At 39.6% G+C, this 23,209-nt stretch carries 22 protein-coding genes; 5 read left to right on the top strand and 17 right to left on the bottom strand.

Annotated elements, in window-relative coordinates; translation table 11 throughout:
* Window positions 1–31: 31 nt before the first annotated feature.
* From VEIT17_RS01405 to VEIT17_RS01355, 11 genes are all read right to left on the bottom strand, one after another.
* On the bottom strand, window positions 32–1,630 hold the full coding sequence (locus tag VEIT17_RS01405) for an NAD(P)/FAD-dependent oxidoreductase (RefSeq protein WP_060923862.1): 1,599 nt from the start codon (window positions 1,628–1,630) through the stop codon (window positions 32–34).
* A gap of 273 nt (window positions 1,631–1,903) precedes the next feature.
* A complete protein-coding gene (locus VEIT17_RS01400; RefSeq protein WP_178884404.1) occupies window positions 1,904–2,824 on the bottom strand; it encodes a CdaR family protein in 921 nt (306 codons plus the stop codon).
* Complete coding sequence (cdaA, locus tag VEIT17_RS01395; RefSeq protein ID WP_129823652.1) at window positions 2,821–3,633, bottom strand: diadenylate cyclase CdaA; 813 nt, start codon at window positions 3,631–3,633, stop codon at window positions 2,821–2,823. Before cdaA ends, VEIT17_RS01400 begins: the two co-directional genes overlap by 4 nt.
* Window positions 3,634–3,763: 130 nt before the next feature.
* The gene (locus tag VEIT17_RS01390) at window positions 3,764–4,078 is read right to left on the bottom strand and encodes an XdhC family protein (RefSeq protein WP_024066914.1); all 315 of its coding nucleotides are present in this window, start codon (window positions 4,076–4,078) and stop codon (window positions 3,764–3,766) included.
* Window positions 4,068–4,796 (bottom strand): XdhC family protein, encoded by a 729-nt coding sequence (locus VEIT17_RS01385; protein WP_178884402.1) that lies wholly within the window; start codon window positions 4,794–4,796, stop codon window positions 4,068–4,070. The genes VEIT17_RS01390 and VEIT17_RS01385 overlap by 11 nt, the downstream gene beginning before the upstream one ends.
* Entirely contained in the window at window positions 4,780–5,592 is an 813-nt protein-coding gene (gene yqeB, locus VEIT17_RS01380; protein ID WP_178884400.1) for a selenium-dependent molybdenum cofactor biosynthesis protein YqeB, read from the bottom strand. Before yqeB ends, VEIT17_RS01385 begins: the two co-directional genes overlap by 17 nt.
* Window positions 5,589–6,311, bottom strand: coding sequence for a nucleotidyltransferase family protein (locus VEIT17_RS01375; RefSeq protein WP_178884398.1), 723 nt, complete (start codon window positions 6,309–6,311; stop codon window positions 5,589–5,591). Before VEIT17_RS01375 ends, yqeB begins: the two co-directional genes overlap by 4 nt.
* A 6-nt stretch (window positions 6,312–6,317) precedes the next feature.
* Window positions 6,318–7,076, bottom strand: a complete 759-nt coding sequence (gene yqeC, locus VEIT17_RS01370; RefSeq protein ID WP_060923868.1) for a selenium cofactor biosynthesis protein YqeC — start codon at window positions 7,074–7,076, stop codon at window positions 6,318–6,320.
* A gap of 41 nt (window positions 7,077–7,117) precedes the next feature.
* Complete coding sequence (locus VEIT17_RS01365; protein ID WP_178884396.1) at window positions 7,118–9,412, bottom strand: xanthine dehydrogenase family protein molybdopterin-binding subunit; 2,295 nt, start codon at window positions 9,410–9,412, stop codon at window positions 7,118–7,120.
* Entirely contained in the window at window positions 9,412–9,867 is a 456-nt protein-coding gene (locus VEIT17_RS01360) for a (2Fe-2S)-binding protein (RefSeq protein ID WP_024065760.1), read from the bottom strand. The genes VEIT17_RS01365 and VEIT17_RS01360 overlap by 1 nt, the downstream gene beginning before the upstream one ends.
* Window positions 9,867–10,649, bottom strand: a complete 783-nt coding sequence (locus VEIT17_RS01355) for an FAD binding domain-containing protein (RefSeq protein WP_105090130.1) — start codon at window positions 10,647–10,649, stop codon at window positions 9,867–9,869. The genes VEIT17_RS01360 and VEIT17_RS01355 overlap by 1 nt, the downstream gene beginning before the upstream one ends.
* Before the next feature lie 154 nt (window positions 10,650–10,803).
* On the opposite strand from VEIT17_RS01355, the gene VEIT17_RS01350 reads away from it, so the two are divergent.
* On the top strand, window positions 10,804–11,679 hold the full coding sequence (locus tag VEIT17_RS01350) for an epoxyqueuosine reductase (RefSeq protein WP_178885981.1): 876 nt from the start codon (window positions 10,804–10,806) through the stop codon (window positions 11,677–11,679).
* A gap of 110 nt (window positions 11,680–11,789) precedes the next feature.
* On the opposite strand, the gene yfbR is transcribed toward VEIT17_RS01350, so the two are convergent.
* The 3 genes from yfbR to VEIT17_RS01335 are packed head-to-tail and all read right to left on the bottom strand — an operon-like array spanning window position 11,790 to window position 14,218.
* Window positions 11,790–12,380, bottom strand: a complete 591-nt coding sequence (gene yfbR, locus VEIT17_RS01345) for a 5'-deoxynucleotidase (protein WP_178884394.1) — start codon at window positions 12,378–12,380, stop codon at window positions 11,790–11,792.
* A gap of 26 nt (window positions 12,381–12,406) precedes the next feature.
* A complete protein-coding gene (locus VEIT17_RS01340) occupies window positions 12,407–13,264 on the bottom strand; it encodes a D-alanyl-D-alanine carboxypeptidase family protein (protein ID WP_156719847.1) in 858 nt (285 codons plus the stop codon).
* A 24-nt stretch (window positions 13,265–13,288) separates the two neighbouring features.
* Window positions 13,289–14,218 carry a mechanosensitive ion channel family protein gene (locus VEIT17_RS01335; RefSeq protein ID WP_178884392.1) on the bottom strand — a complete coding sequence of 310 codons (930 nt, stop codon included), beginning with the start codon at window positions 14,216–14,218 and terminating at the stop codon, window positions 13,289–13,291.
* Window positions 14,219–14,381: 163 nt separating this feature from the next.
* Here VEIT17_RS01335 and VEIT17_RS01330 point away from each other — a divergent pair, with 163 nt between their 5' ends.
* The gene (locus VEIT17_RS01330; RefSeq protein WP_178884390.1) at window positions 14,382–15,158 is read left to right on the top strand and encodes an adenosylcobinamide amidohydrolase; all 777 of its coding nucleotides are present in this window, start codon (window positions 14,382–14,384) and stop codon (window positions 15,156–15,158) included.
* Window positions 15,159–15,314: 156 nt separating this feature from the next.
* On the opposite strand, the gene VEIT17_RS01325 is transcribed toward VEIT17_RS01330, so the two are convergent.
* From VEIT17_RS01325 to VEIT17_RS01315, 3 genes are all read right to left on the bottom strand, one after another.
* Window positions 15,315–16,292: an asparaginase gene (locus VEIT17_RS01325; protein ID WP_178884388.1), complete on the bottom strand. Its 978-nt coding sequence runs from the start codon at window positions 16,290–16,292 to the stop codon at window positions 15,315–15,317.
* 89 nt (window positions 16,293–16,381) lie between these two features.
* Window positions 16,382–17,149 carry an NAD(+) synthase gene (gene nadE, locus VEIT17_RS01320; RefSeq protein WP_178884386.1) on the bottom strand — a complete coding sequence of 256 codons (768 nt, stop codon included), beginning with the start codon at window positions 17,147–17,149 and terminating at the stop codon, window positions 16,382–16,384.
* Between the two features lie 8 nt (window positions 17,150–17,157).
* Window positions 17,158–18,609: a nicotinate phosphoribosyltransferase gene (locus VEIT17_RS01315; protein ID WP_178884384.1), complete on the bottom strand. Its 1,452-nt coding sequence runs from the start codon at window positions 18,607–18,609 to the stop codon at window positions 17,158–17,160.
* 316 nt (window positions 18,610–18,925) lie between these two features.
* On the opposite strand from VEIT17_RS01315, the gene VEIT17_RS01310 reads away from it, so the two are divergent.
* From VEIT17_RS01310 to VEIT17_RS01300, 3 genes are all read left to right on the top strand, one after another.
* Window positions 18,926–20,374, top strand: coding sequence for an aminoacyl-histidine dipeptidase (locus tag VEIT17_RS01310; RefSeq protein ID WP_178884382.1), 1,449 nt, complete (start codon window positions 18,926–18,928; stop codon window positions 20,372–20,374).
* A 423-nt stretch (window positions 20,375–20,797) separates the two neighbouring features.
* Entirely contained in the window at window positions 20,798–21,667 is an 870-nt protein-coding gene (locus tag VEIT17_RS01305) for a CobW family GTP-binding protein (protein WP_178884380.1), read from the top strand.
* Entirely contained in the window at window positions 21,664–23,199 is a 1,536-nt protein-coding gene (locus tag VEIT17_RS01300) for a permease (protein WP_178884378.1), read from the top strand. The genes VEIT17_RS01305 and VEIT17_RS01300 overlap by 4 nt, the downstream gene beginning before the upstream one ends.
* The last annotated feature ends 10 nt before the right edge of the window (window positions 23,200–23,209 follow it).

The following is a 23,209-nucleotide window of genomic DNA, read 5'->3' as shown; positions in this document are numbered from 1 at the left end:
TAGTTTACTTTACAATACATTCTACTACTAACTAGTTAGGTTTTGCATATTTTGCCATGCATATAATGGCAGTTTCTGCCCCATCAAGGGCTGCACTCATAATACCACCAGCGTAGCCAGCACCTTCCCCCATCGGGTAGAACCCACCTACAGTTGGAGAAACGCGTTCTTCATTACGCCCCATGCGAAGCGGTGCAGAGGTACGAGTTTCAACACCTGTCATGCATACCGCAGGATCATCGAATCCATGAATACGTCGTCCCCAATACGGCAACGCCCGTTCTAATACGGATGTAACGAAAGTCGGTAAGCAATCATGTAAATCGCAGTTCACTACGCCCGGTTCATAGCTATATGTGCTATCTTGTACACCTGTTGCTTGTGAAAGCCCCAAAAACTGACCTACGGTCTGAGCTGGTGCATGGAAGTTAGAGCCACCTAATTCATAAGCTTTACGCTCCCATTCACGTTGAAATGCTACACCATCCAGAGGATGATTACCAAAGTCATCGGGACCTACGTTAACTACGATAGCACTATTCGCAACACCGCTATCACGAGCATATAAACTCATACCATTAACAACAACGCCACCATTTTCGGACGCAGATGCTACAACTTGACCGCCTGGGCACATACAGAAGCTATACGCTGTACGGCCTGTTTCTTTATCATGGTACACAAGAGAATATTCCGCTGCACCAAGACCCAAGCTAGATGGTTCTACACCATATTGAGACTCGTCAATGACAGCCTGATCATGTTCAATACGAACACCGATGGCAAATGGTTTTGCTGTCATTTCTACATTACGTTTATGTAACATTTCGTACGTATCGCGTGCACTATGACCTACACCAGAAAGAACAACCGTCGTATCAATGCGTTCGTTATCGTTAACTTCAACACCTACGATATGGTCATTTTCAATAAATAAATCGGTAATCTTAGCACCAAAGCGAACTTCACCACCCCATTCGATGATGCGTTCACGCATAGCTTTTACCATGGTACGCAACTTATCTGTACCTACATGAGGTTTATGTTTATACAAGATTTCTTCTGGAGCGCCGAACTCTACAAAATATTTGGAGATTTCATGCAATCTTGGATGTGTAACGCGGGTTGTCAGTTTACCATCAGAGAAGGTACCTGCACCACCCTCGCCAAATTGTACGTTAGATTCAGGCTTGAATACGCCCTCCTTCCAAAATGTTTCTACATCTTGGCTACGAGTATCAACGTCTTGACCTCGTTCAAGAACGATTGGACGGTACCCTTCACGAGCTAAATAAAAGGCAGCTAGCATTCCAGCTGGACCAAAGCCCATCACTACAGGGCGATGTGCTAAAAGCACATTACCATAAACAATAGGTTCTGGATCCTCTGGAGTAAATACAGATACATCCTTTTGTTTACCTAGTTTTTTCATGATTTGAGCTTCCTTATGAACCTCAACAAACAAGGTATACACAAATACAATATTCGGTTTTTTACGAGCATCTACAGCGCGTCGTACAACGTGAATCGTTTCAATGGCGCCTCGCAATTGAGGATATTTCTTTTCTACAATATCCTTTATATCCAACTTGACCGTAACAGCCACGCGGAGATTTATTATTCTAATCATATCTTTCCTTATTTAAGCTATCCTTTTAGGTTAGCAAATTTCTTTCTTATTTGACCTAAATCCTTCAAATTTAACCTACTAGAAATTGGTCATACAATACTATTATACAATATTACTGTAAAAGCTAATACATAATAAACAGAGTATCCCCATAAAGCATTAAAATAGACCCTAATAGAGTTTAATCTTATCCTCTATTAGGGTCTTATTTTTAATTTAGGTTTTTAGTAATAACAATTTTAGAAATTACTATTACCTCTTTAATCTCATAAACTACGTAGTTTTCTTTTGTATATCTACCTTAACATGTACTGTAGTAACATTACTATTGACACCACTCGGTAATACTAAGTTGTAATTACCTTGAATGCCCTTCGTTACACCGGTAAGATCAATTGGTTCTGTTTGAATTTCTGAAACAGAATCAATCATTTCTTCTCGACCAGTCACAGTTAATTGAGTTGGTGTAACGGATATAGACTTAACTTCATACCCATCAGCTACCGTTCCCGCAGTTGGTACTGTAATAGGAACCGCTTTATCTTTACGCAATAAGTTTAGTTCATATTGAGCTTGACCTTGGCTCGGATTGATGTGTACATCTAATACATTACCAGATATATCCCAGGCTTCTAACGTACTAACAGAACTAAAGTTCTTGGTTTGACCAGCGATATTGACCTTCATAACAACCTTATTTACAGCGTTAACAAGCTGTTTACGTCCAGATACAGTTACTTCTTTCGGTACAATAGTGACTGACTTGAGAGCAACATCGTCGGAGAACTTGCCAATTGGAACAATTTCAACCGGTATTTTCCGCTCTGCATATTCGTCTACATTAATTGTTACAGTATCAGGCTTAACCTCCACAAGGCTCATCCCCGCTGGAGGGGTAAATCCAATGGTTACATTATTTTGACCTGGTTTTACACCAGATGCATCAATATATGCACGAAGATTATCTGCCTTTATAGCCATAATCGTATCGCGAGGGCCCGAAAGGACAATGCGTGCTACATCAGGTGCATCTTCTATAATATAATGGGAATCAAGATTTTGGACTTGAACAGGTACTGTATAGGTTACCTCCATCACAGGGTTCTGATCTCGCATGATAAAGAACCACATGACGATAGCGGCTAGCAATGATAACAACTTAGCTGGCCAATTGCGTTTCAAATGTATCATCATTTTTTTGCCCCCCATTTCCACATACCAGTAATGGTTTGACGAGGGCGTTCCATAAATGTACGCAACGCTTCTTTAATTTGATCTTCCGGTAAATGGCGATAGATATGACCGCCATAGGTGTAGGAAATTGTCCCCGTTTCCTCACTGACCACAACAACGACAGCATCAGTTTGTTCAGACAAACCGATGGCTGCACGGTGACGTGTACCAAGTTCAGTACTCAATGTACGATCCTCAGTTAGTGGCAACAAACACCCTGCTGCACGAATACGTCCATCGCGGATAATCAGCGCCCCATCATGAAGTGGTGTACTAGGAACGAAAATATTTTTAATTAGTTCACGGCTCAACACAGCATCAATTAAAATGCCTGTATCAACAAAGTCATTGAGGCCCACTTCACGTTCAAAAACGATAAGTGCCCCAGTATGCTCACGAGACATAACGCGGGCCGCCGCCATCACTTCATTGATAGTCATATCCATTTCCTCTTCGTTGACATTCTGTGCCTTACTGAAAATTCGACCACGGCCCAATTGTTCTAAAGCACGACGCAATTCCGGTTGGAATACTACAGGTAATGCGAAGAGAAGAACGGTCATACTTTGTTGCAAAATCCAATTGATAACATATAGATTCAGCAAATGACTCAATAAATTTAGAATTGCTAGTATAACAAGGCCCTTCAAAAGAGAAACGGCCCGTGTATCTTTAAGCAATTTATATAAGTAATAAATACCTACGGCAACGATTAAGATATCAGCAATATCAAGAAGCCTAAAGGTATGTATAAGTGCGTCAATATGCATAAAAATAGCTCCTTATACAAAATAATAAGGTACAACCAACTACTTGGCTGTACCTTATATTTTAACTCATTTTAGAAGCACTGTAAATTTATAAACAATTATAAGATATGATTTTTCTATAGTTATAGACTTAAATATTTTGTGTTTCAATCCACACATCCATCTGTCCGCCACACACCATACCTTCTTTTACAGCTACATCGTCATCTAAAAGAACTTCGATACGACGATGTGCTTCTTTTTTATTCAAGGAATCAACAGCACTTAGGCGAATTTCATTTTCAGCACGACCACCACCGATAGTACCAAAGATAGATCCATCTGGGAATACTACCATAGATGTGCCAGCCTTACGCGGTGTAGAACCACGGGTAAATAAAATAGTAGCTACAGCTAGTGTTTCATTTTTACGAGCACTTAAATATTCAATAAACTCACGATTCATGGCTCACTCTACCTTTCCGCAATGAGCCGCCTTTTTTACCACGCACCACTGCCAAATATTCACTAACGATAGATAATGCAATCTCCTCAGGGGTTTGTGCACCTAAGTCTAGACCAATTGGTGCATATACCATATCTAATTCTTCTTGTGTCCAACCTTGTTCACGCAATACTTCAAATGCATAATGAATACGCTTTTGACTGCCCATAACACCCATATAAGTTGGCAAATAATCGCGCAATTGTTCTAAGCATACATTATCATACTCATGAGCACGAGTAACAATGATAAACCCATTATATTCATCAAGAGGTAGATCATTTTTAAAGTTTTCTAACGGCAAGCATTTACGAGTTACTCGTTCGTCAAAGAATTCAGGAACTACATATTCTGGGCGGTCATCTACAACGGTTACACGACACCCGATAAATAATAATAAATCGGTAATAGCACGGCTCACATGACCAGCACCCAATACGAGAACAGATGGATCGTTTTCTACAGGTTGTACGAAACATTCTGCTTCGCCTACCATACATAAAGAATTAATCTTTGCTTTATCTACCATAAATCCTTCGATTGGTGTACCATACAAAACACTACCATCTTCAGCATAAATTGTCTTATCCCCTTGACGAGGGCCAGACAATACAGTAACCATCAGCGTAGTTTCTGTAATCTGAAGACGGTCTTTCATCACATCATAGATCGTTTCCATCTTGATTCCTTTCATACTCCCATGCAGTAACAGCTTCTAAAACACCGCCACCAACGGCAAGGGATTTATCTGAAATACTATAACAATGAGCTTCTTCACAACGAGCATCTACATCGGCCAATTTAAAATGGTCGGATACGATGAGTCCGCTCTTAAGAATACCTCTAAGAATACCTGTAATTTTTGCCCGCACTGGCTCTTTATCTACATAACCAATGACTTCATTAGCTTGTACAGAATCGCCAATATGGCGCTTAGCTGTAAACAGACCAGCCTTTTGTGAGTGAATAACACGTTCATGAGTATAACCACCTACATTACCGGGAATCCCCGTATTAGGCTGCGCTGGACCATCATAGATACAACGACCTAAGTAATGACCGCGCATGGTTTCAATAACAACATCCACATCATGCCCTGCAGTAAATCCAGGCCCCACACCAATGACGAGATCTGCATCATCACGTTTGGTACCAAGATTCTTTTTACTTAAAATAGCATCTACCACAATAGCTGGCTTCAATGTATCAAGTAGCTCTTCATACGAACTAGTCACAACAGGAATAACACCTTGTGCCAACGTATCCGTAACTTCACTAAGGGCTACATGACGTGCTACAAAGCGTTCCAAAATCATTTCTCCGCGATGTACAGCATTGCCATAACATACTTCACGGCGAATCATGGTAGGAATGGCGATTTCGTTAATCACCACAGGATAGCCTGCACGTTTCAATCTATATACAGCGCCAGAAGCGATGTCTCCGCCTCCGCGCATAAGGACTAATGGTTTCATAATGCCTCACTTTCACGTTGTTTCAAACGCTCAAAATCATCGGGTGTGTCAATATCATATCCAACATCGTCACGAATCCACAATTTGATAACATGGTCTTTACCACTACCGCGAATGATAGTTTTGCCACCTTGATCCCCTTGGATATGTTGCAATGATTCAAACCAATGTGAACCAAATAAAACAGGATTTCCCGACTGATAATTCGCCCCATAATGCGGGACGACGATAGTTTTCGAATGAAAGTTATCACTAAATGCACTAATAATCTGATGTACAACATTCCCAGTCAATAGTGGTTGATCCCCTACAGAACAAAGAATGCCGTCTAGCGGTATCGGTGAGTTTTCTACCAAATGACGTACTCCTATTGCTATGGACAGGCCTTGTCCACGATTAGGATGTTCATTCTGAACCACTTCAAACCCATAGCTCGTAACTATAGGTTCTAATCTTTCATGATCATCACCAGTAACCGCTACAAAAGGTAGTTTACAGGATTCAGTAAGTTCTACCGAATCATTCCATCCACAATGAAGAGCCCCACAGACCGCATCTAAAACAGTTTTACCACGCCAAGGCAAAAGTTGCTTATTACATCCCATGCGCTTGGATTGACCTCCTACGAGGAGGACAATGCCAATATGCAAAGGACGACGGTCTATGGGGTCTCTCATGGGACTGAAAGCGGTATTAGATTTTGCTTTCACATAAGACATGAGTACCTACCGACATTGAATAATGCGACGGATTTCACAACTTGCTTTGTATCCATCAGCTAAGATGATATCGGAAATGTCGCTATCTACAATATGATCAATAAAATCATCAATGATACGATGTTGCACCGTTTCATAACCAGTACAGAACAGAATTTTTTTACCTTTACTGTATTGGAATAAACCTTGTTTATGGAGCACAAGATCAGCCAACATGCGTGGCGTTACAATGGCACCCATATCGCGTTTCACAATATCTTGAACGAGCTCGATATTATGTACGTGCTCATCATCAAGCGGCGCTCCTAACATTTGTAAATTCACAAGACCAATCGTAGTCTTTGTGAGAGATGGGATGACTGGTTCAGTCGTCTTAGGCGCCTTAAGCCATTTTTCCTTTGCCCCATCTGCTTCCACTACAATTTGCCAGTTTGGATGCAATTTTGCTAAACCATCGATAAGATCACAATCTAAGGAGTCTACTTTTGTTCCTGTAATGCCAGAGAACCACGCACCACAATATCCACGCAAAATACGATCAGTACAATATTCATCAGCTTCATTAATATTTCGAGTATAAATCGGTTCATAATGAGCCACTTGAGATTCATAGAGTCGAGTCGTAGTCGTAACTACGATGGGCTGACCTTTCAGCCTTCCATATTCTACTAATTTTGAAAGTACAGTCGTTTTACCGCCAGCCCCAACAAGGGCCACGATTCCCGGCTGAATCAATCGATTCCAATAGGATGTTTGTGATGTCATAAAACCAGGCCTCCTTAGAAAGGAAAAGTAAATAGAAATCTCTATACTTTATATTTCTCGTCCATAGCCATAAATACCTTCTCAGGTATCATAGGTAATGTACGAACGTCCGCACCAACTGCATTTTTAATAGCATGTTGAATAGCTGGACTAGCCGTATTAATAACAACTTCACCAATAGATTTGGCACCAAATCCGCCTGTCGGTTCATAAGACTCTACAAAGTCTACATGTAACTCACCAATATCTTGACGGGTTGGAATTTTATAAGTCATAAGGTTATTAGTCTCTAAGCGACCATTATTAGAATAGCGTACATCTTCATATAACGCCATGCCGATAGCTTGTACTACACCGCCTTCAACTTGAACACGGGCCAATTTAGGATTGATAACAGTACCGCAATCGATGCAGGAATATGTATGAAGCGGAATAACCTTGCCAGTTTGTTTGTCTACTTTTACCTCTGCAATAGTTGCCATGAATGGAGGTGGGGACGTATGACTGCCCCATGTAGCGAAACCAGACAATTGTTCTGCATTAACGCCTACCAATAATTTTGGAGCTAATTGATGGATATCCATAGTTTGAGAACCATCTTTTGTGGTAGCTACAACGCCATCAAAGTCGATGTTTTCTACATCTGTATCGAAGAATTGAGCGAACTTAGCAATAATCTTAGTGCGTAATTCTTCAGCAGCCATTTTCGCCGCCGTACCAGTTACGTATGTTGTACTAGATGCATAGGAACCTGGATCAAATGGTACGATGTCTGTATCAGATTCAACAACAGTCATGTATTCCATAGGACAGCCAATGATTTCACAAGCCATTTGAGTCAATACAGTATTAGCACCCATGCCCATATCGGAAGAGCCCGTATACAATGTGTAGTTACCATCATCGCCAAGACGAATTTCTACAGATGCTACGTCAATGTTAGCAACACCAGAACCTTGTAACGCTAATGCCATGCCAAGGCCACCGCGATAACGTTCGTCAATATCCCAAGAATGAGGACGCTCATCCCAACGAGCCATTTCTTTTACGCGGTTTACTGTATCTTGGAATAGACCAGAGTCAAGATATTCATCCGGAGCGTATACCAAGCTTTGTTCACCTTGAGCAATCAAGTTCTTTTGACGCAATTCAGCAGGGTCAACGCCCATTTTATCCGCCAAATTATTAACAGCACATTCTAATGGCCATAGCGCTTCTGTAGCACCATAACCACGGAATGCACCGCCTGGTGTATGGTTCATGTATACGCCTTCTGTACCGTAGTGGACAGCTGTCGCTTTATTGTATAAAGGAATGGACTTATGCTCACCAGCTGTAGTAGTAGTGAAACAGTGAGTTGCATGAGCACCTGCATCAGTAATGGAGTCCATATCAATTACTTTGATAATTCCATCTTTTGTAGCACCTACGCGGATTTTCCATTCACGAGCATGACGTGTAGTGGAGCAAGTCTGTGCTTCCGTGCGATCGTATAAGAGGTAGCAAGGTTTCTTCAATGTCCACGCCACAAAAGCTGTCATAATTTCTGTGCAAGCCGTTTGTTTAGAACCGAAACCGCCACCGATACGAGGTTTGATTACGCGAACCTTTGTAGCCGGAATTCCTAATGCACGCGCAATATGACGGCGTACATGGAATACAATTTGTGTAGAAGATACGATAACTACACGGCCCAATGCATCAATGTAACCATAACTTTGGAATGGTTCCATTGCTGTTTGACGTGTCGCTTGGTCAAAGTAAGTACCTTCGACTACATAATCACATTTTGCAAGTTCAGCTTCAATATCGCCTACTCGTTTATGATAAGATACGCAAATATTGCGTTTATAATCTTGACCTACAGGGATATTGTTATGAATATCATCTTCAGGGTGGACTACTGTTTCATGGCCGATAGCCGTATGCATATCAAGCACAGGTTTTTGTACTTCGTATTCAACCTTGATAAGGGGCATCGCTTTAAGTGCTGTAGCTTCATCTTTTGCAACAACAAGAGCCACTTCATCGCCTACATAGCGAACTACAGGGTCTAAAATAAGCGCATCATAAGCAGATGGCTCTGGATAGGTTTGACCAGCCAAGGTAAAACGAGTATTAGGCACATCTTCATGTGTAAAGATTGCTTCTACGCCAGGAATCAATTTAGCTTTAGATGTATCGATTGATTTAATGCGCGCCTGTGCATGAGGGCTACGAAGAACCTTAATAACGAGCGCATCTTTTGGAACAAAATCGCCAGTATAAGACGGTTTACCCGTCAAAATACCTTTAGAGTCAACCTTGTCATAAGATTTACCAATGTGCTTATTCATTATTTTAGGCCTCCTTCTAAGAATTTACGAACCCCTCGAAGTTGTGATTCATAGCCAGTACAACGGCACAAGTTACCGATGAGGTATTCACGAATCTCATCATCACTAGCCTTTGGATTTTTACGTTTCAAGTTGATAGCACTCATCATCATGCCAGTTGTACAGAAGCCGCATTGGTCAGCGCCTTCGCTAGCAATACAAGCCGCTAATAATTCAGCCTCTTCTTGCAAGCCTTCTAATGTAGTGATTTTATGACCTGGCGCACGGAATGTAGGATATGCACAAGACAAGATAATTTCGTCATCTACCCATACGGTGCAAAGGCCACAGTTTGTTGTGTCACAGCCACAACGTACGCTATAGTAACCAAGATTACGCAATGTATCCAACAACATTTCATCAGTTGGCACATTAACAGTTACATTTTTATTATTAATATTAAGTACGAGTTCCATTATTGTGCCACCTCCTTAGACAAGCGTTGAACCATTGCTTTTACCATTTCCATGCGATATTCTTTGGACGCATGAGAGTTAGATTGGTAAACTAACTCTTCAGATGCTAATTGACCTGCCTCTTTTGCTGCAGACAATCCTTTTTCTGAAAGCAGAGCACTTGCTTTTTCTGCTAATTGAGGCACGCCAGGTCTTGTACCGATGTACACTTCAACGCCTTTGTCATCACGGCGAAGTGCACCTGTCAACACTGGGAAGTCACCACGAGAGATGCGAAGAGCCTCTACAGCTACAGGCACATCTACTTTAGGGATACGAATTTCCACGAGGATATCACGTTCTCTGTATTTCATATAGTCATGTATGGACATGCGACCGCCTTTAAAAGTAACGATGTCTGCATGTACTGCCATTAATGCAGGAATAATGTCGGAGAAGCCGAAGCGGCTTGCTACAGATCCACCCATAGTAGCAGTGTTGCGGAATTGAATGCCAAGAATTTCTTTAACACCTTTAACAACAGCACCACCACAGAATTGTTGTAATGGCTCAAAACGTTCCACGTCGCCTTGCGTTGCCATAGCACCAATGACAAATTCGTTATCCTCTTCGCGAACATAACGCAAGTCAAGACTAGCCATATCAATCACTGCAGGCCATGTGCGCCGACCTAAACGCAACCAGCAGCCGCCAGCTAGCATTGGGGCAGTTTTGTTTTTTGTGGCTAATTCATAAGCCTCTTCCACCGTCTTCGGTTGTAATACTTTCATAAATGCTAACATAATCTGTCCTCTCAATGGTATACTAATACTAACAGAACTGGATGATAACCACAAAAATACAGATATCACCGAACTACAAACTTAGCAGGAATCTATAGAATTCCTCACGTTTCTTATACTTTTATTTTACCAATTATTCGCCACTAAATCTATGATGAAAGATATAAATTTACAGGAATTTTGCAAAGAATTACATATTTATGAATTTGGGATTGCCCCTTGGCCTCTACCTGAAAATGCAAAAACCATTTTGTACGAAACTAATCCCTGTCCATTTACAGCTGCAGATGTGGAGGAACGACTACTAGGAACAACTGAGTTCACACCTAAAAGTGCTATTGTCTGTCTCTTTCCATACTACGTAGAACATAATGGTCCATCCAATCTGTCCCGCTATACATGGGGCACAGATTATCACCTGGTCATTAATGAATATTTAGAAAAACTTATTGAAAAATTACAAAAAATAAATACTTCAGCTCAGTTTTCTATACATTGTGACACCTCTCCCCTCGCAGATCGTTACATGGCATACTTAGCAGGCCTTGGTTTCTACGGAAAAAACAATTGTTTCATCAGCCCTAAATGGGGATCCTATGTTATGATAGGAACAATTTTAACTACCTTAGAATTTGAGCCAAACACACCGCTTGGACAATCTTGCATGGGATGTAATCGTTGTATTACAGCATGCTTAGGTCAATGTTTAGGGCACGACGAATTTAAATATGATACTTGTAAAAGCTACTTAACCCAGAAAAAAGGAGAACTCACCGACCAAGAACAACATATTATCGCTAAAACCCCATTAGTATTTGGCTGCGATGTATGCCAAGAGGTGTGCCCTCATAATCAAGGTATTCCCACAACACCAATTCCCGAGTTCCAACAAATCGAACCACACATCGATATTAATGAACTAGAAATGCTTACAAACAAAGAATTCAAAGCTAAGTATGGTAATCGGGCATTCTCGTGGCGGGGGAAGAAAATATTAATGAGAAACCAAAATATTATTGAAGAAAAATAGATATTATAATTTGTATTTGAGATGTAAAATGGCTGTGACGTCTATTAAGATGTTATGGCTATTTTTATAGAATAAAAAGAGACGACCGCTGGTCGTCTCTTTTTTAATCATTATTTGATTTCGTAGTAATTTAGCTCATCCAAGCTTTTACCAAGAGCAGGCATATAAGTATCAAGGAACATATCTACCTCTGGCATGTTGAGTGCTTTCAGTTTAGCAAAAATGGAGTCATGTGCTTCTTTAAACTCATCGTTCCCTGCCTTGAGTTCGTTTACACATTTCATATAGGCCGAAATTGTATCTGCCGCCTTAACGATAGGCCACTCAGGATTATCCTCTGCATCTACTATGAAAGGCTTATAAACGGCTTGTAATCGTTCTGGCAAGGTAGATAACATTTTCTCTTGTGCTAATGTTTCAACTTCACCATACAGTTCACGAAGTTTTGGATCAAAATATTTAATCGGTGTTGGCATGTCGCCTGTAAAGATTTCACTCACCTCATGGTACATGGCAATGACCGCTACCTTATTAATGTCCACATTACCACCAAAGTATTCATTTTTGAGAGCTGCTAAATTGTGAGCTACCATCGCTACTTCGAGGCTATGTTCTTGAATATTTTCAATTTCTGTATTACGCATGAGGCTCCATCGATTGATAAAGCGCATGCGTTTTAAAAAGGCAAAGAATGAACTCATATATCCCCCATTACACAATAGTTCCCCTAAATAACTCCACGAAGTTTAAAACCGTAATCAAGGAATTGTACTGCTTCTTCCCAACGGTTATCATCGTTAAGCATAACTACAATCATAGTATGGCCATTACGGGTAGCCGATGCAATCAAGCATTCTCCTGCCGCATTCGTAAAGCCAGTTTTTAAACCATTAGCACCGGGATATTTATTGCGAATGAAATGGTTTGTGGTGCGAATTGTTTCTGGCGTACGGTTTTGATAAGGCACCTTATAATAATCATTGGCTACTTTATCGCGGAACATTTGGTATTTCATACCATACGCTGCAATCATCGCCAAGTCACGAGCCGTAGAGTGATGTCCCATTTGTGTCAAACCATGAGGATTTAAAAATACACTATTTTTTGCCCCTGCTTTTGCAGCAACGCGATTCATGTCCTTTGCAAAGTTCTCTACAGAGCCACTTACATTTTCTGCTACTACAACGGCCGCATCATTACCGCTGGCAACCATCATGCCTTCAAGAACGCCTTCCAAGGTAATTTGATCACCAACACGAACCCCCAGATTGGATTCCTCCATACTAGTGGCATAACTACTAATAGTCGCCAGTTCATCAAGTTGTGTACCTTTGAGTTCTAGAGCTGTTAACAATGTAACCATTTTCGTAGTACTCGCAGGATGCATCCACTTATCAGGATTCTTTGCAAATAGGATTTCTTTTGTATCCGCATCAATGAGAACAACAGCCTCACCTATCGTAGATGGTGGCGCAATATACGCCGCATGAGAAACACTAGTACCGAAAATAATAGCGCCTATAAAGGCTATCATCAAAATAAGTCGTTTCCAAACTATACAAACATTAGTTGTTAAAGATATCATATATCTCACTTTCTGTATCACATATTAACTTTCAGGGTTATCATCAATGGCAACATCCGTCCCACTTGCTTTTTTCTTAGTTCCCTTAATTTCACCAGTAGAGTTATCTACATTTTGAAGATATACAACACGTTGAGGATATGGAATGTCGATACCATATTTATCGAACGCATCTTTTACATCAGACATAATTCCATATTGCACATCTAAGAAGTCTTTCGACTTAACGCGTGCATAGGCAGCAATGCGTACAGAGTTATCGCCAAATTCAGAAATACCAATTTCCATGTTTTTAGGATTGAGTACACGTTTATCAGCAGCAAAAATATTTTTTAAGATTTTAATTGCTTCATGATGATTATTGTTATAACCAATATCAAAGACGAACGGGATAACCCTTTCGTGGGTATAAGCAATATTAGTTATGGCTTGGGAGGTAAGGATAGAGTTTGGTATATACACATTTTTTTGATCTTTAGTAGTGATAATAGTATACATAAATTGAATAGACTTAACACTACCTACAGTATCTCCAACTTGAATAACATGACCTGCTCTAAAAGGCTTAAATATAAGAATTAATAAGCCTGATGCCAAGTTAGATAAGTTGTTTTGTAAGGCCAAACCAATACCTAAACCAAAGGCACCAAAGGCTGCTACAAAGGATGTAGTAGGAACACCAATTTGATTTAAGCAAATCAATATTAGACCTACTAGCAATGCATAATTGATGATCTGCGTAATAAAGCTCATCGCAGCAGAGTCATAAGAGGCCTTAGTCATAATACGGACAGCAAAGGTTTTCACCCATTTAATAGCATAACGACCTACCCAAAATATAATAAGAGCTAATAATATATTGCCCGCTTGAGAAAAGAACCAATCTCGAAGTTGAACCAATACATTCGCATCTTTAAACAGTAATTCAGAAGCCCTATTTAAAAGATCACTCATACTAACCTCCATGAATAAAATATAACGCTCATTCGGTAGAATCGGAAATATATTCGAAATAAACATATGTGTTATAATCTAACATATGTATTTTACAATAATTTAGTAAAACTATTATATCCTTATATTATATATATAACAATCTAAATCTAGGGAGACTTATATGTTCAACAATCCATATGAAGCACCACAAGAGCTTGCAACAGGAGGTCATGTAACGAAAGAATTAAATTCCGTTACAGTACACTTTGACGACATCCATTATGCCTTATCTAGTGGTCAACTCAATGGTGGGTATCACCATACGTTAGCCGTACGAAATCAACAATTAACTTATCAGATTGAAACAGAAAAAGATTTACCTGGTGGATCTGTAGCAAATTATTTAGCCCAAGAATTCGAGCATATCGATACACCTGTTCATTTTAGTACAGCACTGCTCACCTCTGCTACAATGAACCTTCACGCATACGCCAAGGTCGAGGAACACGATACGATTGTGGAGACCATCGTTACTGCAGGCTATGAAAAAACAGCCCATCGTGCAGGAACAGGCTATTGCTACGAGGAGCGAGATGGTAATTTCATAGTACCTGGTACCATTAATATTCTTGTCTTTACAAACAAGGCATTAACAGATAGTGCCATGGTGAAAGCCATCATGACAATTACGGAGGCTAAAACCGCAGCCATCCAAGATTGGGGTGTTGAAAGTGTACGCCTCTATCCATTTATCAACGAAGATATTCCTGATGCCATCACAAAAGAACGCAAGACTTCTGCTACAGGAACATCCACAGACGGTATCATTCTCACCATAGATACAAATGGTGATGTGTTAACGGACGCCGGCTCCTTCTCCCTATTTGGAGACACATTGGCTAAAGCGGTTTATGTAGGTATACAACGAGCCTTAGAAAATGCTATTGGCGCCGAATAAAAAATACGCATTCTAGGCGAAATAAAAAACCGCACATCCTAAGCGATCGTGATGTGCGGTTCATTGCATATAAAACTGTTACACATAGTATAATACTTGAAAATGAATATCAAATTAAGATTTGAGAGTTTTTCTCAAATCTTTTTTATTTTCTAATCAATATTCATAGAAAAACTGTTGTAACTTTTTAAGATTTTTAGTTTTTGTAAGCCCCAGCATCAATAAAATGCGAGCTTTTTGTGGACTCAATGTATCACTTACGAGATAGCCTGCTAGTGCATCTTGTGGTACAGCAGATACCATGCCACTCCCTGTACGAGAGGCACGTACAGTTGGGAATGCTGTATTTTGTGTTATTTGACGTACATTTTGAGGAATTGTACCATGACCCAATCCAGTCAAGATGAGTCCATCAGGATTAGTGGCAACTACACTCATTGGCACCATGTCATCCATACCACCATAGCAAGTCAAAATGACTACACGAGGCAATTCCTTAAAGTCATGTACAGCAAAGATGGATTCTTTCGTATGACGACGAGTAGAGGCTTTATAATAATGAGCTACACCATCCTGGACGATACCAAGATGCCCTACTAATGGACTGTCAAAGGTAGCCACATTAGTTGTATTCCGTTTGGACACATCACGCGCCCCATCAACATAGCCATTTAGAACAACAAGCACACCTTTACCTACAGATGCAGGTGTTCTTGCCACTTGAATCGCTTGTAATAAATTAATAGGACCATCTGCACTAATTGCCCCAGCAGGTCTCATCGAGCCAGTAATAACGATGGGTTTATCTGTATGAACAGTAAGATTAAGAAAATAAGCTGTCTCCTCCATGCTATCTGTTCCATGAGTAATAACAACACCGCCTATAGCCTCTTGATTTACTAATTCTTGTACTAACTTAGATAAATCCAACCAATGCTGGACAGTAATATCGGAACTTTCAATATTACTAAACTGAGTATATGTATATGGACCATATGGTTCTGTGCCTGGTACGGAGTCTAAAATTTCATCGAGGCCTAGTACACCTGCAGTATAGCCCGTCAAATCTGTATCGGATGCGCCTTGTCCAGCAATTGTACCGCCCGTACCAATCAACGCAATTTTTGTCTCCATATTACCTCCATCATAAAATACATAAGAAATAGTAAATCTTTTGTTAATCAACATTAGCATGAATTAGACTAGCTAAAACAAGTCCTCTCTCAACATTGTGGGTGAAAGGACGGTATCAATTCTAATTTATGCTTATTAATACGATTTAAATAATCAATACGTTCTTTCGTTTCAGGATTTTCTATCTCTCCAGTTCTAATATATCGATCTAATACAGCATAGGTAAATCCTAATTTATCCTCATCAGATAGACCGCTGAGTCCATCACTAGGCGTCTTATCTACAAGATATTTTGGAATATCAAGTAATCGACCTATTTGGCGTACCTCTTCTACGACAAGATTGGCAAGAGGACTAAAATCTCCAGCACTATCGCCATATTTTGTAGAATACCCTACATAATCTTCAGATCCATTACATGTATTAGCTACGCGTGCGCCATTTGGCAAATTTTGTCCTACTGCATATAGCGTTGTCATGCGAAGACGCGGTGGTGTATTAATTCCTGCATCCTTGGATATATCAGTTCTACCAGTAACTGCTTTATAACCTTCACCTTGAATGATAGCATTTGTCAAAGCTTCATAGGCAGTTCCAATATTCACTATGATATGTGGAATCCCCAAATGTGCCACTACAGCCTTGGCATCATCGATATCAGACTGAATTCCATTCGGCATAAGAACACCTACTACGCGTTCTGCCCCAAGGGCTTCTTTACAAAGGGCCGCCACAATTGTGGAATCCTTACCACCTGAAATACCTACTACGGCGCTACAACTAGGCCCATTTTGACTAAAATAGTCTCGAATCCATTGAATGAGAGCCTCTTTTGTAGCTTGTGGATTGTCTAACATAAGCCCTCCTACTTCTTTCGGAAAATACGATTTAATAAATCCATTTTCATTTGATAGTATCTTGGACTCATATCAAGGTAATGGCGATGTGGATTTTCAAAGCGCTGTTCTTCTAACCAAATTTCAGTTTCTAATTGGTCTTTAACATATTGACGAAGCTCATCTAAAGTTGGTAATTCTACTATTAATTTTCCATCCTTAATAATGAGTTGTTTCATCTCTTTAAAGGTGCAATTTTCAAAGTACAATTCACGCCATGGTTGTTCTGGATCGATATAACGATATGGTTCTGTCGTATCTGGCACCTCTTCTAACAATGTTAATAAATCTGCAATGGCACGCCCTTTATCATTGTATACGCGATACACCTTTTTAAAGCCTGGGTTCGTAATCTTTTCAACAGATTCAGAAATCTTGATGCGAGGCTCCCACACACCATTCTTTTCAACGCCAGCAATCTTGTATACGGCGCCAAATACAGGATCGCTCTTAGAGGTAATCAGTCTTTCACCTACACCAAAGATATCAATGGCCCCCCCCTGTCCCAATAAAGAGGTTATTGTATATTCATCAAGACTATTGGAAGCCATAATTTTGCAATCTTCTAAGCCTGCCTTATCAAGCATACGACGCGCTTTTTTAGCTAAGTAAGCAAGGTCACCAGAATCAAGGCGTATACCTTTTAAGCGTTTTCCCATAGGTTCCAATACCTCTTTAGCTACTTTAATAGCATTAGGAACCCCAGAGTTTAATACATCATAGGTATCAACAAGGAATACAGCTCCATCCGGATACACTTCAGCGTAAGCTTTGAAAGCTTCGTATTCAGAGTCATGATACATAACCCAACTATGAGCCATAGTACCACTCACAGGAATACCAAATTGTTGGCCCGCTAAAACAGTTGCCGTAGACTGTACCCCACCAATGTAGGCTGCTCTCGCACCATATACAGCGGCATCCACATTATGAGCTCGACGAGCCCCAAAGTCGGCTACTACACGCCCATCCGCAGCACGAACGATGCGATTAGCCTTTGTAGCGATAAGGGACTGATGGTTCATCATAGTTAGCACTGCAGTTTCTACGATTTGTGCGTCTATGAGAGGGGCTACGATGGTTATAACTGGTTCGTTTGGATAAATAATAGAACCTTCTGGAAACGCATATACATCACCAGTAAAGGAGAAATCTTTAAGATAGTTTAGAAATTCCTCACTAAAGATTCCTTGATTCCGTAAAAAATCGATATCACTTTCATCAAAGTGTAGATTTAAAATGTACTCAACGATTTGTTCAAGACCACCAAAAATGGCGAAGCCACCCTTATCTGGATTGCGTCTAAAGAACACATCAAAAGCGACTCGATCCGTATTTTCATGTTGTGTAAAATAGCCGTGTGCCATGGTCATCTCATAAAAATCCATAAGCATACTAATATTGCGACTGTCGTGTTGCATCGGTTCACCAACCTTCTAAAATCTAATGGATTTAATTAATCGTTAATCGTATATCCTCATTATACATTATTATTCCTATATAGCCAGTACATACATATACTACAATTTTCATTAACTATCCTAATAATCATTCTTGTGATATAACTATATATATACTAACTATTTATATATTCCATATATATGTCTGTGAAAGTTATCACTGGAATAAATTCTTTTATTAGTATTACAAATTCAGATACTAATAAAAACACTAAGTATTTCGTATAATCAATCAACATATATATCTATTATTTACATGAGAATGAAAGGAACCATTATGGAATCAATCGTTCAAGCAAAACGCGTATTAGAAATATTTAAAGAAATGAGCCAAATTCCTCGTGAATCAGGAAACGAAAAAGGCATCAGCGATTATATCGTAAACTTCGCTAAAAACTTGGGGCTTGAGGTTCATCAAGACGATCAATTTAATGTAGTCATCAAAAAGCCAGCGTCTCCAGGTTATGAAAACCGACCTTCTATCATCTTACAAGGCCATATCGATATGGTTTGTGTACGAGATCATGACTCCAATCATGACTTCTCCAAGGATCCTATTGCAAACATCATCGAAGGTGAATGGATGCACGCAGACCACACTACTCTAGGTGCGGACAACGGTATGGGTGGTGCGATGATGCTTGCCATCCTCGAAGATGATAGTCAACAACATGGACCTATGCAATTATTGTTCACTACCAATGAAGAAACTGGCATGGATGGCGCTTTCGCCATTAAAGAAGGCCAAGTAAGTGGCGATTACCTACTCAATCTCGATACAGAGGTAGAACACGACTTCACTGTTAGCTGTGCTGGCGGTTGTCATGTTCACGTAAACATTCCATTATTGCGCGAAAACAACCAACCTGGTTATGATGCAGGCTTATCTTTTACCGTAACAGGCCTTAAAGGTGGCCACTCCGGCATCGAAATCAACGAACAACGAGCTAATGCTAACCAAGTATTAACACGTGTACTCTATGATATTCAACAACAATATCCTGTATGCTTAGCATCCTTTGAAGGTGGCGTAAAACATAATGCCATTCCTTCTAAAGCAGTTGCTGTATTATCCGTACGCGCTGAAGATGTAGCGGCCATTAAAACATTAATTGCCTACCAAGAAAAGCAATATCTCCATGAATATGGTAACCAAGATCCAGGTCTTACATTTGTTGTAGAAGATGTCGCTACTCCTGATGTAGTATATGCAGATGACACAACAGAAGCTCTTATTACTTACATCTATCTTGCACAAGATGGTGTTCATTCTGTAAGCAAATCTATCCCAAATCTTGTGGAAACTTCTGACAACATCGCTATCGTACGAGAAAACGAACATACTATTGAAGTACTCATTTCCATCCGTAGCTCCAATAGCAACAGTCTTGAATTCTTGGCTAAGAAAATGATATTACTTGCGAAAACACTAGGTGTATCTGCAGAGCGTACTGGTGGTTATCCTGCATGGGAATACGATAAAGGCTCCAAACTTGAAGAACAAGCTATTTCCTTACATAACGAAATGTTTGATACACCAGCTAATGTAAACGCTATTCATGCAGGTCTTGAATGCGGCTTGTTGAAAGGCGTATTACCAAACACACAAATGATTAGCTTTGGCCCTACTATCGTAAGTCCACATACACCAATGGAACGCGTTCATTTACCATCCGTTGAAAACGTGTATGTATACCTCAAAGCATTGTTAGCTAAGTTACAATAAATATACTATATTAAATAATGACTACATACTTTATATATAATTTGGTATACTAAAAGTAATCTAATTAGAGATTTATATAACGAATTCTCTTCCCCCCTCCTATGAGGGCTTCAGTCAACTCTTCCTGACTGAACCTTCTATAGGAGGGATTTTTTTATGTTTTTCAAAAAAATATAAAATTAATATATATTCAAACAGGAGTATTCGTTCATATATGAAGAAATTGATAATTCCTACGTTTTTCACAATTAATTATGAATATTAAATACATCTGTTAATATACTCATATAATGTATATAATCCATATATTTAAAGAGAATTTTAAGAATAATAGAAATCTCATAACTATGCATATACCCTAGGATGTATTTTCTGTGTTATCCTATAGGTGTATACTGTGTTTATCTTACTCAGGAGGCACATATGATTCCTATTATTATCATATCCGGATTTCTAGGTTCGGGAAAAACAACATTTTTACAACATATACTAAAAGAACATAAACCTACAGACAAGGTTTTAATTATAGAAAATGATTTTGGCGAAACTAGTCTTGATGCGGCAAATCTTGCTAAAACAGGTGCTACTATTCGTGAAGTAACGTCTGGTTGTATTTGCTGCAGCCTACAAGGAAATTTCCAACAAGCATTACTCGATATTCTTCAAAATTATGATGTAGATATTATCTATATTGAACCATCTGGGGTCAGCAAATTGAGCGAAATCATCCATACATGTGAAGATGAAGACATTGCGAAATCCGCCTATGTTCACGCCTCAGTAACAACGGTGGATGCTATGCAAGCACCTATATTTATCAAAAACTTTGGTTTATTCTTTAAAGATCAAATCACAAACAGTGACGCTATCTTCTTGAGTCACACCGAAGATGTTCAACAAACAAGTATTACAAAGCGCATGATTCACGACTTAGCTCCCAACACACCTATTCACGAAGAGTCATGGGATACCATTTCCTTACGAGACTATATTAAACGCCTCTATCACTGTCATGATGACAATTCATTACATGATGAGCATCTATTTATGAGTCATACCTTTAAAGACTTGCGTACACTCACTGTATTACAGTGGAAAACAATTTTAGAAGGTATGCCAGACGGTGTGCTCCGCGCTAAAGGTATTGTACCGACTACCGAAGGTCCCCATGAGTTGCAATACGGTACGCATTACTGCTCCCTAGTACCTAGCGAATCCACTGACTACAGCTTAGTCGTTATTGGTACTGATTTTAATGTGCCAATGGTACATAACGAAGTGTGTCAATCATGATACCTGTTTATATCGTTACCGGATTTATCGGTTCTGGTAAAAGTACATTTATAAATGAACAATTACAATACCGTAAAAAGCTGGGCGGCACAGCATGTATCAGTGCCGAACAAGGTTCTGTATCACTTATTAAAGATGCTTTACAACTTAGCCCTGATAAACTCAGTGCAATCACGCCTAATCAACCTGACACCTATAGTTCTATAGCAGACGAAATCGCAACCTATATCAATAAGACAAATCCCAAAGAAATATGGATTGAATGGAATGGTATGGTCAGCTTTTATCAACTAGAATCCTTGCTATACAGTGATAAGCTGCGTCACATGTTACAAATCGAAAAGGTATTATATATTTGTACGGATCAATTCGTCGCATCGATGTTACCTGGTTTAGGTAATGACGTAACAAGCCAATTATACAGTGCAGATTGCATCATCACGGAGACCGATACACATCATACCTTATTACGGACCTATAATAGAGAGGCCAAGATTGTAACAGCGCCAACGCCAGAAAAGGTAGAGCAATTATGTCGCAATTCTACGTGGGGCCTCATACCAAATCTATTAGTTATCGGCATTACCGCCTATATACTTTTAGTTACCGCGTTCCGTCATGACATTCCTTACTCCATTCATCAATGCTTTGCCATCATTACAGGGCTCATTGTCGAAGCGATTCCATTCCTTTTATTAGGAACTATTGGCTCAACCGTTATACGCTATTTTGTACCACAAAGCGTACTACTAAAACTATTAGGCGATTATTCTTGGAAAAGCTATGGTGCCGCCATGGTTAGTGGCCTAGCCTTACCTGTATGTGACTGTGCCATTATTCCATTATTTAAAGCACTCACAGATAGAGGCGTACCATTATCAGTGGCCCTCCTATTTATGCTAGCCAGCCCAATCATCAATCCTATTACCATTCTCTCCACTTGGTATGCCTTTCCAGATAATCCCATGATTTCTGTATGGCGTATCGTCCTTGGACTTGGCGTAGCTTTATTAGTGGCATTATCTTTTCGCTTCTATCCACCTTCAAAGGAACTAATGAAAGCTAGAAATACCCAGAATCTTAGCTACGAAGAGGTTTTAATAGAGTCATCTAGGAGTAAACACATCAACAAAAAAAGATTGTTAATTCATATGGAAAAAGAGTTTTCCCAACTCTTATTCTATTTCTCCATGGCAGCCTCTGTTTTATCAGTAGTCCAAGTATATGGAAAACCTTGGCTCATCAATGCGGGTATCACATTACCTATCGTGTGGGCTATTCCAATCTTGCTAGTATTAGCTTTCTTCTTCTCAATCTGTTCTACATCAGATGCTATTATAGGCAAATCCTTGAGCACCCTATTTCCTATAAGCTCAGTTATGGGCTTCCTCATCTTAGGACCAATGCTCGATATTAAAAATGTATATATTTTAAAACAATATATGCCAACTTCATTCATACTTCGTCTAGGCATAACTATTGTAATTATGTCTTATATAACAGCATTAGGTTTTCAATTCTTTGTAGGCTAATTTTAGTCAT

Origin of the sequence: Veillonella nakazawae (assembly GCF_013393365.1) — a bacterium.
GTDB lineage: Bacteria > Bacillota > Negativicutes > Veillonellales > Veillonellaceae > Veillonella > Veillonella nakazawae.
Note: the sequence above shows the minus strand (reverse complement) of the source record. Positions and strands in the feature narration are given on the sequence as shown.